General features: G+C 60.6%; 18 protein-coding genes. 15 read left to right on the top strand and 3 right to left on the bottom strand.

All coding sequences use genetic code 11. The features are described from left to right. Positions 1–9: 9 nt before the first annotated feature. Together dapA and asd are read right to left on the bottom strand one after the other, a co-directional pair. Entirely contained in the window at positions 10–897 is an 888-nt protein-coding gene (gene dapA / locus Q1M04_RS02590) for a 4-hydroxy-tetrahydrodipicolinate synthase (protein ID WP_297997927.1), read from the bottom strand. 77 nt (positions 898–974) lie between these two features. Next, positions 975–2,066: an aspartate-semialdehyde dehydrogenase gene (gene asd / locus Q1M04_RS02585; protein ID WP_297997924.1), complete on the bottom strand. Its 1,092-nt coding sequence runs from the start codon at positions 2,064–2,066 to the stop codon at positions 975–977. A 186-nt stretch (positions 2,067–2,252) separates the two neighbouring features. On the opposite strand from asd, the gene Q1M04_RS02580 reads away from it, so the two are divergent. The 5 genes from Q1M04_RS02580 to Q1M04_RS02560 all read left to right on the top strand — a co-directional run bounded on the left by Q1M04_RS02580 (position 2,253) and on the right by Q1M04_RS02560 (position 6,778). Next, the gene (locus Q1M04_RS02580) at positions 2,253–3,650 is read left to right on the top strand and encodes a SpoIID/LytB domain-containing protein (protein ID WP_297997922.1); all 1,398 of its coding nucleotides are present in this window, start codon (positions 2,253–2,255) and stop codon (positions 3,648–3,650) included. A gap of 9 nt (positions 3,651–3,659) precedes the next feature. Continuing rightward, positions 3,660–4,685 carry a tRNA preQ1(34) S-adenosylmethionine ribosyltransferase-isomerase QueA gene (queA, locus tag Q1M04_RS02575; protein ID WP_297294633.1) on the top strand — a complete coding sequence of 342 codons (1,026 nt, stop codon included), beginning with the start codon at positions 3,660–3,662 and terminating at the stop codon, positions 4,683–4,685. Positions 4,686–4,698: 13 nt separating this feature from the next. Next, entirely contained in the window at positions 4,699–4,959 is a 261-nt protein-coding gene (locus Q1M04_RS02570; RefSeq protein ID WP_204789378.1) for a TfoX/Sxy family protein, read from the top strand. A 9-nt stretch (positions 4,960–4,968) separates the two neighbouring features. Further along, complete coding sequence (gene tgt / locus Q1M04_RS02565) at positions 4,969–6,102, top strand: tRNA guanosine(34) transglycosylase Tgt (RefSeq protein WP_297997918.1); 1,134 nt, start codon at positions 4,969–4,971, stop codon at positions 6,100–6,102. Positions 6,103–6,205: 103 nt separating this feature from the next. Continuing rightward, positions 6,206–6,778: a methyltransferase type 11 gene (locus Q1M04_RS02560; RefSeq protein WP_297997916.1), complete on the top strand. Its 573-nt coding sequence runs from the start codon at positions 6,206–6,208 to the stop codon at positions 6,776–6,778. Between the two features lie 77 nt (positions 6,779–6,855). On the opposite strand, the gene rpmB is transcribed toward Q1M04_RS02560, so the two are convergent. After that, positions 6,856–7,044, bottom strand: coding sequence for a 50S ribosomal protein L28 (gene rpmB, locus Q1M04_RS02555; protein ID WP_204789381.1), 189 nt, complete (start codon positions 7,042–7,044; stop codon positions 6,856–6,858). A gap of 324 nt (positions 7,045–7,368) precedes the next feature. Between rpmB and rpmG the strand changes: the two genes are divergently transcribed. From rpmG to Q1M04_RS02505, 10 genes are all read left to right on the top strand, one after another. Then, positions 7,369–7,518: a 50S ribosomal protein L33 gene (gene rpmG / locus Q1M04_RS02550; protein WP_016323379.1), complete on the top strand. Its 150-nt coding sequence runs from the start codon at positions 7,369–7,371 to the stop codon at positions 7,516–7,518. 24 nt (positions 7,519–7,542) lie between these two features. Then, the gene (secE, locus tag Q1M04_RS02545) at positions 7,543–7,752 is read left to right on the top strand and encodes a preprotein translocase subunit SecE (RefSeq protein ID WP_204789382.1); all 210 of its coding nucleotides are present in this window, start codon (positions 7,543–7,545) and stop codon (positions 7,750–7,752) included. A gap of 10 nt (positions 7,753–7,762) precedes the next feature. Further along, positions 7,763–8,287, top strand: a complete 525-nt coding sequence (gene nusG, locus Q1M04_RS02540) for a transcription termination/antitermination protein NusG (RefSeq protein ID WP_295755046.1) — start codon at positions 7,763–7,765, stop codon at positions 8,285–8,287. A gap of 114 nt (positions 8,288–8,401) precedes the next feature. After that, positions 8,402–8,827 carry a 50S ribosomal protein L11 gene (gene rplK, locus Q1M04_RS02535; RefSeq protein ID WP_204789384.1) on the top strand — a complete coding sequence of 142 codons (426 nt, stop codon included), beginning with the start codon at positions 8,402–8,404 and terminating at the stop codon, positions 8,825–8,827. Positions 8,828–8,911: 84 nt separating this feature from the next. Continuing rightward, positions 8,912–9,604 carry a 50S ribosomal protein L1 gene (gene rplA / locus Q1M04_RS02530; RefSeq protein ID WP_293279832.1) on the top strand — a complete coding sequence of 231 codons (693 nt, stop codon included), beginning with the start codon at positions 8,912–8,914 and terminating at the stop codon, positions 9,602–9,604. 285 nt (positions 9,605–9,889) lie between these two features. Beyond that, entirely contained in the window at positions 9,890–10,819 is a 930-nt protein-coding gene (gene hprK, locus Q1M04_RS02525) for an HPr(Ser) kinase/phosphatase (RefSeq protein WP_297997913.1), read from the top strand. 12 nt (positions 10,820–10,831) lie between these two features. Further along, positions 10,832–11,746, top strand: coding sequence for an ROK family protein (locus tag Q1M04_RS02520; protein ID WP_297997911.1), 915 nt, complete (start codon positions 10,832–10,834; stop codon positions 11,744–11,746). A gap of 40 nt (positions 11,747–11,786) precedes the next feature. Beyond that, positions 11,787–12,704, top strand: coding sequence for a UDP-N-acetylmuramate dehydrogenase (murB, locus tag Q1M04_RS02515; protein ID WP_297997909.1), 918 nt, complete (start codon positions 11,787–11,789; stop codon positions 12,702–12,704). A gap of 14 nt (positions 12,705–12,718) precedes the next feature. Then, positions 12,719–13,582 carry an RNase adapter RapZ gene (rapZ, locus tag Q1M04_RS02510; RefSeq protein WP_295755050.1) on the top strand — a complete coding sequence of 288 codons (864 nt, stop codon included), beginning with the start codon at positions 12,719–12,721 and terminating at the stop codon, positions 13,580–13,582. 16 nt (positions 13,583–13,598) lie between these two features. After that, entirely contained in the window at positions 13,599–14,627 is a 1,029-nt protein-coding gene (locus Q1M04_RS02505; RefSeq protein WP_293279827.1) for a gluconeogenesis factor YvcK family protein, read from the top strand. The last annotated feature ends 19 nt before the right edge of the window (positions 14,628–14,646 follow it).

The following is a 14,646-nucleotide window of genomic DNA, read 5'->3' as shown; positions in this document are numbered from 1 at the left end:
ATTTCTCCTTTACACCGCAAGCCCATACTGGGACAACGCGGTTTTTATGCGTTCCAGATTTTCGGGCACAGGCGGGCACATGGGAGAGCGGAGCGCTCCGACCCGCCAGCCCAGCAGAGAAAGGGCGGTCTTTACCGGGATGGGGTTCACCTCGCAGAACATGGCGTCGCAGAAGTCCTTTAAATGCACCTGCAATTCCCCGGCGGCGGCGAAGTCGTTTTTCAGGCACAGCTGAGTCAGCCGGTGCATTTCCGCCGGGAGGATATTCGCCGCCACGGAGATAACCCCCTTGCCCCCCAGGGCGCAGATAGGGACGGTTTCGTCATCGTTGCCGGACCAAATGGTGAAGTCCTTTGGGCAGAGGGCCCGGGTCCGCTGGATGTTCCCCAGATTTCCCGACGCCTCTTTGACTCCCGCGATGTTGGGGTGTTCCGCCAAGGCGGCGTAAGTTTCCGGGGCAACGCTGACCCCGGTGCGGGAGGGGACGTTGTACAGGATGATGGGCAGGGAAACCGCGTCCGCGATGGTCCGATAATGCCGGAGCAGCCCCGCCTGGGTGGCTTTGTTGTAGTAGGGCGTCACCACCAGCAGGGCGTCGGCCCCCCGGCGCTCCGCCTCCCGGGAGAGGGTGACGGCGTTTTCCGTAGAGTTGGACCCGGACCCGGCAATGACCGGAACCCGGCCTCCCACATGCCGGACGCAGAAGGCGACGGCCTCCGACCGCTCCTGGTAGGTCATGGCGCTGGCCTCGCCGGTGGTACCGCAGACGACCACGGCGTCCGTCCCGTTCTCCAGCTGGAAGTCCAGCAGCTCCCCCAAGGTCTCAAAGTCCACGCCGCCGTCCTTGAACGGCGTGACAATTGCAACCGCAGAGCCTGTAAAGATAGGATGCTTCACAGATAAAACTCCTTTCTTTGTATAGAAAAAGGCTCGCCGCGCGTCTGCGGCAAGCCTCTTCCTTGGTAAAAACGGACTTATTTCGCCTCAATATAGCCCTTTGCGCACAGCAGTTCGGCCAGGAGTACCGCGCCGCCCGCCGCGCCCCGGAGGGTATTGTGGCTCAGGCCCACAAACTTATAGTCATATTGGGTATCCTCCCGCAGACGGCCCAGGGAGACGGCCATGCCGTTTTCCAGGTTCCGGTCCAGCCGGGTCTGGGGGCGGTCCGGCTCTTCGAAGTAGTGGAGGAACTGCTTGGGGGCGGAGGGAAGGCTCAGCTCCTGGGCGGGGCCCCGGAAGGCGGCCCAGTCGGCCTTAATCTGCTCGATGGAGGGTTTTTTGCCCTCTCGGAATTTTACAAATACCGCCGCCATGTGACCGTCCTGGCAGGCCACCCGGAAGCACTGAGCGGTGATGGCGGGGCCCTGAGCCTTGACGATTTTGCCGTCTTCCACCTTGCCCCAGAGTTTCAGAGGCTCCTGTTCGCTCTTTTCCTCCTCGCCGCCGATGTAGGGGATGCAGTTGTCCACCATCTCCGGCCAGCGCTCAAAGGTTTTCCCCGCGCCGGAGATGGCCTGATACGTACAAACCAGGGCCTTTTCCACACCGTATTTCAGCAGGGGATGCAGGGCCGGGACATAGCTCTGGAGGGAGCAGTTGCTTTTCACGGCGATGAACCCCCGTTTGGTGCCCAGGCGCCTGCGCTGGGCCTCGATGACCTCAATGTGCTCCGCGTTCAGCTCCGGTACCACCATGGGTACGTCGTCCGTCCAGCGGTGGGCGGAGTTGTTAGAGACAATGGGGCACTCCAGCTTGGCGTATTTCTCCTCCAGAGCCCGGATGTCTTCCTTTTTCATGTCCACGGCGCAGAAGCAGAAGTCCACCTGGGACGCCAGTTTCTCCGCGTCGGCTTCAGCGTCCAGAATGACCAGGTTCTTGGCCTCCTCCGGCATGGGGCAGGTCATGGCCCAGCGGGGGGCCGCGGCCTCCTCGTAGGTTTTTCCGGCGCTGCGGGCGCTGGCGGCCACCGCCGTCAGCTGGAACCAGGGATGGTTTTCCAAAAGGGTGACAAAGCGCTGGCCCACCATGCCGGTGCAGCCGATCACGCCGGCCTTGTACTGTTTCATAGTATGCTCCTCCCGCCGCGCTGGTGCTTGTACGCTCTCGGATTTCCTGGTTGAATTCAACGCGGTCTTGTATTATAATATGGGCATGTGACAACAATTGTTCCTGACATGTGGACAAATGTTTTCTGTACGTAATGGTATCATGATTTTCCCGGCGCGTCAAGCCGGGGAACATTGGGAGGTTCCATGAAAAATAAGCTGCTGCCCCTCTTTTTCGTTGTGACATTTTTTCTCCTCAGCGCGCCGTCCGCTTCCGCCGTGACCAACGGCGTGGTAAAGGTGGGGCTGCGCTACGGCAGCTCTGCCCTGGCCTCCGCAAACCTGGAGAACGCAGAGGGGGCGGGTTATGAGTTCGGCTATTATGACGGGGACCGGAGGTTCGTGGCCCTGGGACAGACGGATGTAACCACTATCACCATGAGCCCCTCCGGAGGCTCCGCCGTTACCGTGACCCGGACCGGCACCTCGGAGGTCCTCTATGAGCACTTTGATCGAGACCATCTGCTGGGCGTCCGCCCCTTTGGAACGATTACCTGGTTCAAGGGCTGCCGGTATGCCGGAGGCTTTGAGTATGTCCCGGAGAGTGCGGGAAGCCTGAGGGTCATCAATGTAGTGGACCTGGAGGACTATGTAAAAGGCGTGGTTCCCTATGAGATGCCGGGGGACTGGCCCCTGGAGGCTCTGGAGGCCCAGGCCGTCTGCGCCCGGACCTTTGTCCAGGGACACAGCAAGCACTTGCGGGAGTATGGCTTCGACGTGTGCGGCGGCGTGGACTGCCAGGTCTACAACGGCCACGGCAGCGGCGGGGCGGGCCCCTCGGAGACCAGTGACAGGGCGGTGGAAAACACCGCGGGGCTTTGCATCTACTACAACGGAACCTTGGTGCAGGACGCGGTCTACCACTCCTCCGACGGCGGGGCTACGGAGGACGGGGCCAACGTCTGGGGCACGGAGACCGGGTATTTGAAAGGGAAGGCCGACCCCTACGAGGCCCAGACCTCCGTTCCCAACAACAGCTATTCCGTCACCTATACCGCCGGGGAGCTGAGCTGGATTCTGGATCAAAAGGGCCATTCGGTGGGCACGGTCCAGGATGTCTATGTCTCGGAGTACACCCCCCTGGGGAACGTGAAGCAGGTGACCTTTGTGGGAACCGCCGGGACGAAGACCTTCACCGGCGACGACTGCCGGATGATCTTTTACAGCAGCACCTATCAAAAATCCGTCAGCAGCATGCGTTTCGACATCAACGGCCGGAGGGGCGGAACCGGAGGCCTCTCCGTCAACGGCACCGGGCAGCTTTCCTCTTTGGACGGCGTTTCCGTGATTTCCAGTGGCGGAACAGTGAGCACGCTGTGGGGAAACTCTGCCTCAGCCATGACGTCCTCCGGCAGCGTGACGGTTTCCGCCGAGGTCCGCCAGCCCTCCGGCGGGGGAAATTCCAACGGGACCTTCGTTATCACCGGCACCGGAAACGGACACAACGTAGGCATGAGCCAGTACGGGGCCAAGGCCATGGCGGAACTGGGCTACAGCTTTCAGGAGATTTTGAACTTCTACTACACAGATATTACCATCAGATAAGGATATGACATGAAGACAAGCGATTTTTACTATGACCTCCCCCAGGAGCTCATCGCCCAGACGCCCATGGAAAAGCGGGACGGCTCCCGGCTGATGACCCTGGACCGCCGGACGGGGGAGACGGGACACCGGCATTTTTACGACCTGCCGTCCCTGCTGCGGCCCGGGGACTGCCTGATTATGAACGACTCCCGGGTCCTGCCCGCCCGGCTTCTGGGGCGGAGGCTGCCAGGAGGCGGGGCCTGTGAGGTGCTGCTGCTGACCGATAAGGGGGAAAATGTCTGGGAGTGCCTGGTCCGGCCTGGGCGGAAGCTGCGCGCCGGGGCCCGGATGACCTTTGGCGACGGCTCCCTTACCGCCGAGGTGGCGGAGGAGCTGGCGGACGGAAACCGCCTGGTCCGCTTTGCGTATGAGGGAATTTTCCTGGAGGTGCTGGAGCGCCTGGGGAAGATGCCCCTGCCGCCTTACATCAAGGAAGAGCTCCAGGACCAGGAGCGGTATCAGACGGTTTACTCCAAGGTTCTGGGCAGTGCCGCCGCCCCCACGGCGGGGCTCCATTTTACGCCGGAGCTGCTGAGGGAACTTGAGTCCAAGGGTGTGAACCTGGGCTATGTGACTCTCCATGTGGGACTGGGAACCTTCCGCCCGGTGAAGGAGGAGGCCATCGAGGATCACGATATGCACAGCGAGTTCTGCACGGTTCCGCCGGAGACGGCGGAGCTTATCAACCGCACCAAAGCGGCCGGAGGCCGGGTCATCTGCGTGGGAACCACCTCCTGCCGGACGCTGGAGAGCTGGGCAGGGGAGGACGGGCACATGGAGGCCCGGTCCGGCTGGACGAATATCTACCTTTATCCCGGCTCCCGGTTCAAGGTGATGGACGGCCTGGTAACGAACTTCCACCTGCCGGAGAGCACTCTTATCATGCTGGTGTCCGCCTTCGCGGGACGGGAGGCGGTGCTGGCCGCCTACCGGGAGGCGGTGAAGGAGCGATACCGCTTTTTCTCCTTCGGCGACGCCATGTTTATCTCGTGAGGGAGGGCTTTTCATGCTCCTGACGGATTTGCCCAACGTGGGCCTCAAGCTGGCGGAAAACCTCCGCCGGGTGGGATTGGAAACCCCCGAGGATTTCCGAAAAGCGGGGGCCCGGGAGGCCTTTCTCCGTATCCGGGCCCAGGTGGACCCCACGGCCTGCTTCCATCAGCTCACCGCCCTGGCCGGGGCGGAGCTGGGCGTTCCAAAGAAAGCGATTCCCGCAGAGGAAAAGGCGGAGCTAAGGGCCTTTTTCGACAACTTATCAATAAAATAGGAGAGACAGATGTTCAAACTGCTGAAGACAGAGGGCCGCGCCCGGCGCGGACAGTTTTCCTGCGCCCACGGCGGCATGGTCCAGACGCCGGTCTTTATGAACGTGGGCACGCAAGCTGCTATCAAGGGAGGCGTGGACGCCTTTGACCTCCGGGAGGTCCGCTGCCAGATTGAGCTGAGCAATACCTACCATCTTCACCTCCGTCCCGGCGACGGGCTGGTGAGGCAGATGGGGGGGCTCCATAAGTTCATGAACTGGGACGGCCCCATTTTGACGGATTCCGGCGGCTTCCAGGTCTTTTCCCTGGCCCCCCTCCGGCGGATCAAAGAGGAGGGAGTCTATTTCTCCTCTCACATCGACGGGCGAAAGATTTTCATGGGACCGGAGGAGTCCATGCGCATCCAGTCCAACCTGGGCAGCGACGTGGCCATGGCCTTTGACGAGTGCGTGGAGAATCCGGCAACTTATGAATATGCCAAGGCTTCCTGTGAGCGGACCCTCCGCTGGCTGGAGCGCTGCAAGCGGGAGCACGACCGGCTGAACGCTCTGCCGGACACCGTGAATCCTGAACAGCTCCTCTTCGGCATTAACCAGGGGGCCACGTTTGCGGACCTTCGCGTCTGGCATATGGACGAGATCGCCAAGCTGGACTGCGACGGCTACGCCATCGGCGGCCTGGCGGTGGGGGAGCCCACCCAGGTGATGTACGATATCATTGACGCGGTGGAGCCCCACATGCCGAAGGACAAGCCCCGGTATCTCATGGGCGTGGGCACCCCCAGCAACATCATCGAGGGCGTGGCCCGGGGAGTGGACTTCTTCGACTGCGTGATGCCCTCCCGGAACGGGCGGCACGGGAAGCTCTTTACCTGGGAGGGGACGGTCAATATCCTCAACGCCAAATACGCCATGGACAGCCGTCCCATCAGCGAGAGCTGCGGCTGTCCCGTGTGCAAGCGGTTCTCCCGGGCTTACCTCCGGCACCTGTTCAAGGCGGAGGAGACCCTGGCCCTGCGGCTGGCGGTGCTGCACAACCTCTACTTTTATAATGAGCTGACCGCAAAAATCCGGGAGGCCCTGGATGCGGGGCGCTTTGGAGAATTCCGGGCGGAGTACAGCGAGAAGCTGGCGGAGCGGGTCTGAAGGCCGGCAAAAATGCCCGGACATCAAGTCCGGGCGTTCTTAGCAGGGAGGACGAATGAAAAACCCTTGGGAAGAAATTTCACTGGAGGATTATGAAAATCACATGAGGCTGGATTCTGTCCTCCAGCTCCAGGCGCTGAACGAAATGATGAAAGGACAGCTTGAGGATTATCCGGCCTCCAAGGTTATGATACTGGGGGTCGCGGGCGGAAACGGCCTGGAGCATATCCGAAGGGACCGCGTGGAAAAGGTGTACGGGGTGGACGTCAACGCCGCTTATCTGGAGGCGGCCGCCGCCCGGCATCCGAATTTGGCGGGCGTGCTGGAATGCCTTCGGGTGGATTTGAGGGAGGAGCCCTGCCGCCTTCCGGCGGCGGAGCTGGTGATTGCGAACCTGCTTGTTGAATACATAGGCTGTTCGTGTTTTCAAAGGCTAATCGGGCAGGTTGGGCCGGAATATGCCTCCTGCGTCCTTCAAATCAACGCGGAAGACGGCTGGGTATCCGATTCGCCGTATCTGCACGCGTTTGACGTTTTGGAGGCGGTGCACCACGACTTAGACGGTAAGGCCCTGGAGAAAACCATGCTGGCGATAGGCTACCGTGTGATTCAGCGGACGGAGCGGGGGCTCCCGAACGGAAAGAAATTCCTGCGGATGGATTTTCGGTGCCCGTAGGGCAGGGGAGCGCCGGTTTATCCGCCCGGGATAAAAAAGCTCCCGGACAAAAAGTCCGGGAGCTTTTTTCGCTCTCATTAGACCGCTCTGGTAACCTTGCCGGAGCGCATGCACCGGGTGCAGACATATACGTGGCGAGGGGAACCATCCACGATCGCTTTGACACGTTTCACGTTGGGCTTCCAGGGACGGTTGGAACGCCGGTGAGAGTGAGAGACCTGAATACCAAAGGTCACGCCTTTGCCGCAATACTCGCACTTAGCCATCCATTGCACCTCCCTGCTGTCACATAATATGTGCGTGCTTCCACAAGCACAAGTGGTATCATAACAGAATCCATCGAAAAATGCAAGAAGAATTTTCAAAAAAACCGAAGTTTTTTTATACCATTTTAATATGCGGCTTTTTCGAGGAATATTTTTGAAAAAAGTGTTGACCCTTACAGAAACGTGTGCTATACTCGATGTTACCTGTGAGCGGGGCTTTTTTGTTGTGCGCTTTTTCGCTTTTCAAGCCACGGCGGACAGGTCCCGGCAGGGAGGCAGTCGGCTTTCCCTGGAGGAAGGCGAATATAAGGAGGTGCCGAAAGAATGCGAGTAAAAGTGACCCTGAGATGCAACGAGTGCAAGCAGAGAAACTACAATACCATGAAAAACAAGAAAAACACACCGGACAAGCTGGAGCTGAACAAGTATTGCCGTTTCTGCCGGAAGCACACGCTCCACAGCGAGACGAAGTAAATGAAGAAAGGGCGTATTTGAACAATGGCAGAAGCGAAAAAGAAGGATCGCGGCCTTTGGTTCCGCGAAATGAAAAGCGAACTGAAGAAAGTCGTTTGGCCCAATAAGCAGACGGTGATGAAAAACACGGGAACCGTGCTGCTGTGCTCCGCCATCATCGGCGCGTTTATCTGGGTGTTTGACTTTGTGTCCGTTTCCCTGGTCCAGATGATTCTAAGCGCTTTCGGCGCCTGAGGAACACGAGATGGCAGACAGCGCGAAATGGTATGTTGTGCATACCTACTCCGGCTATGAAAACGCCGTCAAGACCAGCATTGAAAAGCTTGTCGTCGGGCGGAGCATGGAGGATATGATCCTGCGGATGGAAATCCCCATGGAAAACGTCACGGAGATCACGGAGAGCGGCGCGTCCAAGGAAGTGGCCCGAAAGGTCTTTCCCGGTTACGTGCTGATCAAGATGATCATGACGGACGAAACCTGGCACCTGGTGCGGAACGTGCGGGGCGTCACGGGTTTTGTGGGCACCGCCAATAAGGCCATCCCCCTGACGGAGGAAGAGGTCCTGGCCATGGGCATGGAGAAGCACGAGATCGTTGTCAAGTACGGCTTGGGCGACCATGTGCGGATCATGGACGGCCCGCTGGCCAGCTTCACCGGCGTGGTGGAGGAGATCGAGCCGGAGAAAAACCGGGTCAGCGTCATGGTTTCCATGTTTGGCCGGGAGACCCCGGTGGACCTGGAGCTGGATCAGGTCGAGGTTTTGAACTGAGAGCCTGTACGCACAACTGCCGGACACAGGTTCTGACCGCGCGTCGGCGCGCAGGTGGGAGGGACGAGTACCGTCCCGCCAAACCACATTTTAAATCGTAGGAGGTGCCGCTCCATGGCACAGAAGATCACTGGTTATGTAAAGCTGCAAATCCCCGCGGGCAAGGCGACGCCCGCCCCCCCCGTCGGCCCCGCTCTGGGCCAGCACGGCGTAAACATCGCCGCGTTTACCAAAGAGTTCAATGAACGCACGAAAAACGACGCGGGCATGATCATCCCCGTCGTCATCACCGTATATGCGGACCGTTCCTTCTCCTTCATCACCAAGACGCCTCCGGCGGCGGTGCTGATCAAAAAGGAGTGCAACATCGAATCCGGCTCCGGCGTTCCCAACAAAACCAAGGTGGCTACCATCTCCAAGGCCAGCATCCAGAAGATCGCCGAGATCAAGATGCGGGATCTGAACGCCGCCAACCTGGAGTCCGCCATGAGTATGATCGCCGGGACCTGCCGGTCCATGGGCGTCATCGTCGGCGACTGACCAATATTTTAAGAGCGGCCGGATCGCCGCTCCATACAGTGGGAGGATTCCGTTCCGAAGAACCACTATGAGGAGGAAGTAACAGTGTTTAGAGGCAAAAAATATCAGGACAGCGCCAAGCAGATTGACAAGAACACCCAGTATGAGCCCGCCGAGGGCCTGGCGCTGGTCTGCAAAACCGCTACCGCCAAGTTTGACGAGACCGTCGAACTGCATGTGAAGCTGGGCGTGGACTCCCGGCACGCCGACCAGCAGGTCCGCGGCGCCATCGTTCTGCCCCACGGCACCGGCAAGACCGTCCGGGTGCTGGTGTTCGCCAAGGGCGACAAGGCCGAGGCCGCCAAGGCCGCCGGAGCCGATTACGTGGGCGAGATGGATCTGGTTGAGAAGATCCAGAAGGAAAACTGGTTTGATTTCGACGTGGTGGTCGCCAGCCCCGACATGATGGGCGTGGTGGGCCGTCTCGGTAAGGTGCTGGGTCCCAAGGGCCTGATGCCCTCTCCCAAGGCGGGCACCGTGACCCCTGATGTAGCCAAGGCCGTGCAGGAAGTCAAGGCCGGTAAAATCGAATACCGCCTGGACAAGACCAACATCATCCACTGCCCCATCGGCAAGGTCTCCTTCGGTCCCGAGAAGCTGACGGAGAACTACAACACCCTGATGGGAGCCATTGTGAAGGCGAAACCCGCCGCGGCTAAGGGTCAGTATATCCGCAGCTGCGTCGCCGCCGCCACCATGGGCCCCGGCGTGCGGATGAACACCGCGAAATTGGTCTAATGACTTGAAAGGGGGGGTGACGCCCCCCCTTTTTTTGCGTTCCTTGCGCCGCCGGTGCCGGTTTCTAGTGCGTGTGTCCAAGGCGCGCAAGTATTAAAATGTTTGCCTCAAAAGCCGCGGTGCTGCGCACGGTGGTTTTTGAGGTTTTTTTCACGGCATTTCCTGGGGATCTTCTGCTTGGAAAGTGTTGCGGAATCGGTAGACTTCATATATAATGGAAACGGATGCGTGAAGGACGCGAAAACCAAGGACGCCCGGTCTTCTGGCGGGAAAAGGAGAAACGCCATGCGTGAGAATGGTTTAAAGGTAAAGAATTTTGTATCCCTTTTCAATTTGGAGGTTTTGAACCAGGGCAGTGATTTCGACAGCGCCCTGCTGACGGTGCCGGATTTAAACCGGCCAGGCCTCCAGTTTCACAGCTTTTACGATTATTTTGACCCCTGCCGCCTTCAGGTGATCGGCAAGGCGGAGGTTACCTATCTCCGGGGACTGAGCGACGCTCAGCGCCGCAAATGCTTCGACGACCTTTTTCTCTACGACATCCCAGCGCTGGTGATAGCCCGGAGCCTGGACTGCTTCCCGGAATGCATCGAAAGCGCCAGGGAGCACCAGAAGACCCTGCTGCGGACGAACGAGGTGACCGTGGCCTTCACCAGCCGCACCATTGAGTATTTGAACCGGGTGCTGGCGCCCTGCGTCACCCGCCACGGCGTGCTGCTGGACATTTATGGCGAAGGCGTTATGATTACCGGCGACTCCGGCGTGGGCAAGAGCGAGGCGGCCATTGAGCTGATCATGCGGGGCCACCGGCTGGTGGCCGACGACGCGGTGGAGCTGCGGCGGGTCTCCGGCCGTCTGATGGGCTCCGCACCGGAGGTCATCCGCAATTATATTGAGCTGCGGGGCATCGGCGTCATTAATGTGCAGCAGCTTTTCGGCGTCCGGGCTGTTAAAAATGAGGCTCAGCTGGATCTGGTGGTAAATTTTGAGCCTTGGGATAGTGAGAAGTTTTATGACCGTCTGGGCATCGAGGACCACTATGTGGATATTTTGGACATTCAGGTCCCCACGCTGACCATCCCGGTGCGCCCAGGGCGGAACCTGGCCAGCATCGTGGAGGTGGCGGCCATGAACAACCGGCACCGGAAGTTAGGATATAACGCAGCCCAGGAGCTGGCCCAAAAGGTAGACGCCCGGGCGGATGGAAAGCTGTAAGGAGGAAACGCTATGTATATCGGCATCGACGTAGGCGGAACGAATCTAAAGGCCGGACTGGTAGACGAGGCGGGCAATATTGTCAAGGTAGAACGAGTCCCCCTGGATTTTCAAGGCCCGGAGCGTTTTGCGGAGATTCTGGCGGAGCTGTCCAAGAGAGTCATTCAGGAGAAGGTCCGGTGGGTAGGCGTAGGTCTGCCCGGTGCGGTGGACGGCGGCGACGTGCTCTTCACCACGAACATCCCCATGGAGAATGTCCCGCTGGAGCGGCTCTTCCGCAAGCATTTGGATCTGCCCCTGCTGCTGGGCAACGACGCGGACTGCGCCGCCGTGGGCGAGTTCTTCGGCGGCGCGGGGAAGGGAACCCGGGATTTTGCCGTGGTAACCCTGGGCACCGGCGTGGGCGCGGGCATCATCGTGGACGGAAAGCTCCGGGGCGGCCTGGCCTCCAGCGAGGCGGGCCATATGGTCATCATTCAGGACGGGGAACCCTGCAACTGCGGCCGCCGGGGCTGCTGGGAGCGCTACGCCTCCGCCACCGGCCTGATCCAGCAGACGAAACGGGCTATGGAGGCACACCCGGAAAGCTTGCTTCATGAGATTGCCGCGGAAAGCGGCGTAGAGGGCCGGACGGCCTTCCAGGCGGCGGAGGCAGGGGATGAGGCCGCCTTGGAGGTCTGCCGGAATTACGTGAACTATTTGGCCGGCGGCTTGACAAGCCTCATCAACATCCTGCGCCCAGAGGCCGTGGCCATCGGCGGCGGCGTGGCGGCGGCACCGGAGCGGCTGCTGCTGGAGCCCCTGCGGGAGGCCGTGGCGAAGGAGAGCTTTTCCCGCCATGGAGGACGGATCACAAAAGTTCTCCGGGCTGAGCGCGGAAACGACGCGGGCATCATCGGCGCGGCGATGCTGGGCCGGGTGATGTAAGCGCTTTGCGGAAGTATCTTGAATATAAGGAGGCCCTTACATGGACTGGGCGGAGCGGCTTGACAAACAGATACGAGACTACTTACCAGATGTGAGCGTCTTGAAGGAGGAGCCCATGGCAAAGCATACCTCCTTCCGGGTGGGTGGTCCCGCGAAGCGGATGGCGTTCCCGGAAAAGAGCGAGCAGCTGGTGCTGCTGCTGTCCATGGCCCGGGAGTGCGGGGCCCGGCCCTTGATCATCGGCAACGGCACGAACCTGCTGGCCCCGGACGGGGGACTGAACCGGCTGGTCATCGGGACCGATCGCCTCTGCCGCCTGGAGATGGGGGAAGAGCCGGATTCCATTGTCGCCGGGTGCGGCGTCCCCCTGGCCCGTCTGGCGGATTTCGCCTGCCGGCAGGGGCTGGCGGGGCTGGAATTTGCCCACGGCATCCCCGGAACCGTGGGCGGCGGCGTGTGCATGAACGCCGGGGCTTACGGCGGGGAGCTGAAACAGGTGGCCGCCGGTGTGTCGGCGCTGTTCCCGGAGGAGGGCGTGCGGTTTCTCTCTGGGGGGGAACTGGCTTTCGGCTACCGCCGGAGCTTCCTCACGGAACATCCGGAGGCGGCGGCGCTGCACGCGGTGTTCCGCTTGACCCCTGGCAGCCCGGAGGAAATCCGGGAGACGCAGCGGTCCCTGATGGCCCGCCGGAAGGCCAGCCAGCCGCTGGAATGGCCCAGCGCGGGCAGCACCTTCAAGCGCCCGGAGGGGTATTTCGCCGGGACCCTCATAGACCAGTGCGGTTTAAAAGGCCGGACGGTGGGCGGGGCCCAGGTATCGGAAAAGCACGCGGGCTTCATCATCAACCGGGGCGGGGCCTCCTGTGCCGACATCAAGGAGCTGATCCGGCAGGTGCAGGCGGTTGTCGGGGAAAAGACCGGCGTCCGGCTGGAGCCGGAGGTCAAGTTTGTGGAGTGAGGGGGAGTCGTGCCATGGAAATTCTGATTATCTCCGGCCTGTCCGGCGGAGGGAAGAGCAAAGCGGCGTCCTTTTTGGAGGACAGCGGCTTTTATATCGTGGATAATATGCCTGCGGCCATGATCTTGAAATTTGCGGAGTTCTGCGCCGGGGGCGGCGGGCGCTATGCCCGGGTGGCGCTGGTGTACGATGTGCGAACGGCGGAGTCGTTCAGCGAGCTCTTTGACGTGCTGGACAAACTGAAGGGGATGGAGGGCGTCTGCCGGATGCTGTTTTTGGAGGCGTCCCCGGCGGCCATCATCAAGCGCTACAAGGAAACCCGCCGCCGCCACCCTTTGGAGAAGGAGACGGATTCCCTGGAAGAGGCTGTGGAGAAGGAGCGGGAACTGATGCTCCCGGTAAAGCAGAGGGCGGATTTTATCATCGACACGACCCGGCTTTCAACGGCCAAACTGAGGAGCGAGCTGCTGCGCATCTTCAACGGCGAGGAAGAGCAGGCGGGGATGACGGTAAGCGTCACGTCTTTCGGTTTCAAGCATGGCCTGCCCTTAGAGGCGGATCTGGTCCTGGACGTGCGGTTTATGCCGAACCCGTTCTACATTGAGGAGCTGCGCCACCAGACCGGCCTGGACAAGCCGGTTTCGGATTATGTATTCAGCTTTCAGCAGACGCGCGACTTCCTCCTTAAGGTGGAGGATCTGCTGCGCTTTACCCTGCCGCTGTATGCGGAGGAGGGAAAAACCGGCCTGGTGGTTGCCGTAGGGTGCACCGGGGGACACCACCGTTCCGTAGCCATCGCCCACGCGCTGACGGAGTTTATCCGGGAGCAGGGCTATCAAGCAGCGGAGCATCATCGGGACATGGAACGGGCCGTTTGAGCCGGAAAGGAACCCTATGGAATACCAACCTTACCGCGCGCCTCGGAAGCATGGGCCCCGGATTGCCGTCGTCGGCGGCGGGCATGGGCTGTCCAATATGCTGCGGGGCTTGAAGGATTATACGGAAAATCTCTCCGCCATCGTCACGGTGGCGGACGACGGCGGCGGCTCCGGCGCTCTGCGCCAGGATTTGGGAATGCCGCCGCCGGGGGATATCCGAAACTGCCTGGTGGCTCTGGCCAACACGGAGCCGCTGATGAAACAGATGATGGACTACCGCTTTCAGGAGGGAACGCTGGCGGGGCAGAGCTTCGGAAATTTGTTTCTGGCGGCGCTGAACGGCATTTCCCCCAACTTCGACACGGCGGTCCGCCGAATGAGCGAGGTCCTGGCCATCACCGGACGGGTGCTGCCCGTTACCACCGCCGACGTGCAGCTGGAGGCGGAATTTGAGAATGGCGCCAGCGTCGTCGGCGAGTCCAAAATCTTCTACTGCAAGAAAAAAGAGGACTGCCGGATTACCAAGGTGCGGCTGCTGCCGGAGCATCCCAAGGCTCTGCCGGAGGCCCTGGCCGCTATTTACGAGGCGGATATGATCGTCCTGGGGCCCGGAAGCCTTTACACCAGTATCATTCCAAATCTCCTGGTGGACGGCATCGTGGACGCCATCCGGGAATCCTCCGCTCTGAAAATCTACGTCTGCAACGTTATGACCCAGGAGGGGGAGACGGAGGGCTACACCGCCTCGGACCATATCGCGGCCCTGTTTCAGCACTCGGTGAATGGGCTGTTTCACCTGTGTCTGGTGAACTCCTCGCCCATTCCCAAGGACGCGGCGGACCGCTATGCCCAGGAGGGGGCGGAGATGCTGCGCTACGATACGGACCGTTGCGCCGCTTTAGGCGTGGAGCTGATCGGCCGGCCCATCGCTACGGTACAGGACGGTTATGTCCGGCATCATCCCGACAAACTGGCCCAGGAATTGATCCTGCTCCATGCGGAGCGCAACGTGCGCATTGCGGGGGGACGCTATCGGAAAGAGTAATGGGATAGTCCTTTATATT

The sequence above is a fragment of the uncultured Oscillibacter sp. genome (assembly GCF_950073225.1).
In the GTDB taxonomy this organism is placed as follows: domain Bacteria; phylum Bacillota; class Clostridia; order Oscillospirales; family Oscillospiraceae; genus Oscillibacter.
The sequence above is the reverse complement of the archived record's forward strand: the minus strand, read 5'-3'. Positions and strand labels throughout refer to the sequence as shown.

Coding starts and splice junctions, on each gene's coding strand:
- rpmB (WP_204789381.1), bottom strand. CDS start 7,044: ATGGCTAAGTGCGAGTATTGCGGCAAAGGCGTGACCTTTGGTATTCAG.
- asd (WP_297997924.1), bottom strand. CDS start 2,066: ATGAAACAGTACAAGGCCGGCGTGATCGGCTGCACCGGCATGGTGGGC.
- rpmG (WP_016323379.1), top strand. CDS start 7,369: ATGCGAGTAAAAGTGACCCTGAGATGCAACGAGTGCAAGCAGAGAAAC.
- Q1M04_RS02505 (WP_293279827.1), top strand. CDS start 13,599: ATGGAATACCAACCTTACCGCGCGCCTCGGAAGCATGGGCCCCGGATT.
- nusG (WP_295755046.1), top strand. CDS start 7,763: ATGGCAGACAGCGCGAAATGGTATGTTGTGCATACCTACTCCGGCTAT.
- rapZ (WP_295755050.1), top strand. CDS start 12,719: ATGGAAATTCTGATTATCTCCGGCCTGTCCGGCGGAGGGAAGAGCAAA.
- Q1M04_RS02580 (WP_297997922.1), top strand. CDS start 2,253: ATGAAAAATAAGCTGCTGCCCCTCTTTTTCGTTGTGACATTTTTTCTC.
- rplK (WP_204789384.1), top strand. CDS start 8,402: ATGGCACAGAAGATCACTGGTTATGTAAAGCTGCAAATCCCCGCGGGC.
- murB (WP_297997909.1), top strand. CDS start 11,787: ATGGACTGGGCGGAGCGGCTTGACAAACAGATACGAGACTACTTACCA.
- queA (WP_297294633.1), top strand. CDS start 3,660: ATGAAGACAAGCGATTTTTACTATGACCTCCCCCAGGAGCTCATCGCC.
- Q1M04_RS02520 (WP_297997911.1), top strand. CDS start 10,832: ATGTATATCGGCATCGACGTAGGCGGAACGAATCTAAAGGCCGGACTG.
- Q1M04_RS02560 (WP_297997916.1), top strand. CDS start 6,206: ATGAGGCTGGATTCTGTCCTCCAGCTCCAGGCGCTGAACGAAATGATG.
- hprK (WP_297997913.1), top strand. CDS start 9,890: ATGCGTGAGAATGGTTTAAAGGTAAAGAATTTTGTATCCCTTTTCAAT.
- Q1M04_RS02570 (WP_204789378.1), top strand. CDS start 4,699: ATGCTCCTGACGGATTTGCCCAACGTGGGCCTCAAGCTGGCGGAAAAC.
- secE (WP_204789382.1), top strand. CDS start 7,543: ATGGCAGAAGCGAAAAAGAAGGATCGCGGCCTTTGGTTCCGCGAAATG.
- tgt (WP_297997918.1), top strand. CDS start 4,969: ATGTTCAAACTGCTGAAGACAGAGGGCCGCGCCCGGCGCGGACAGTTT.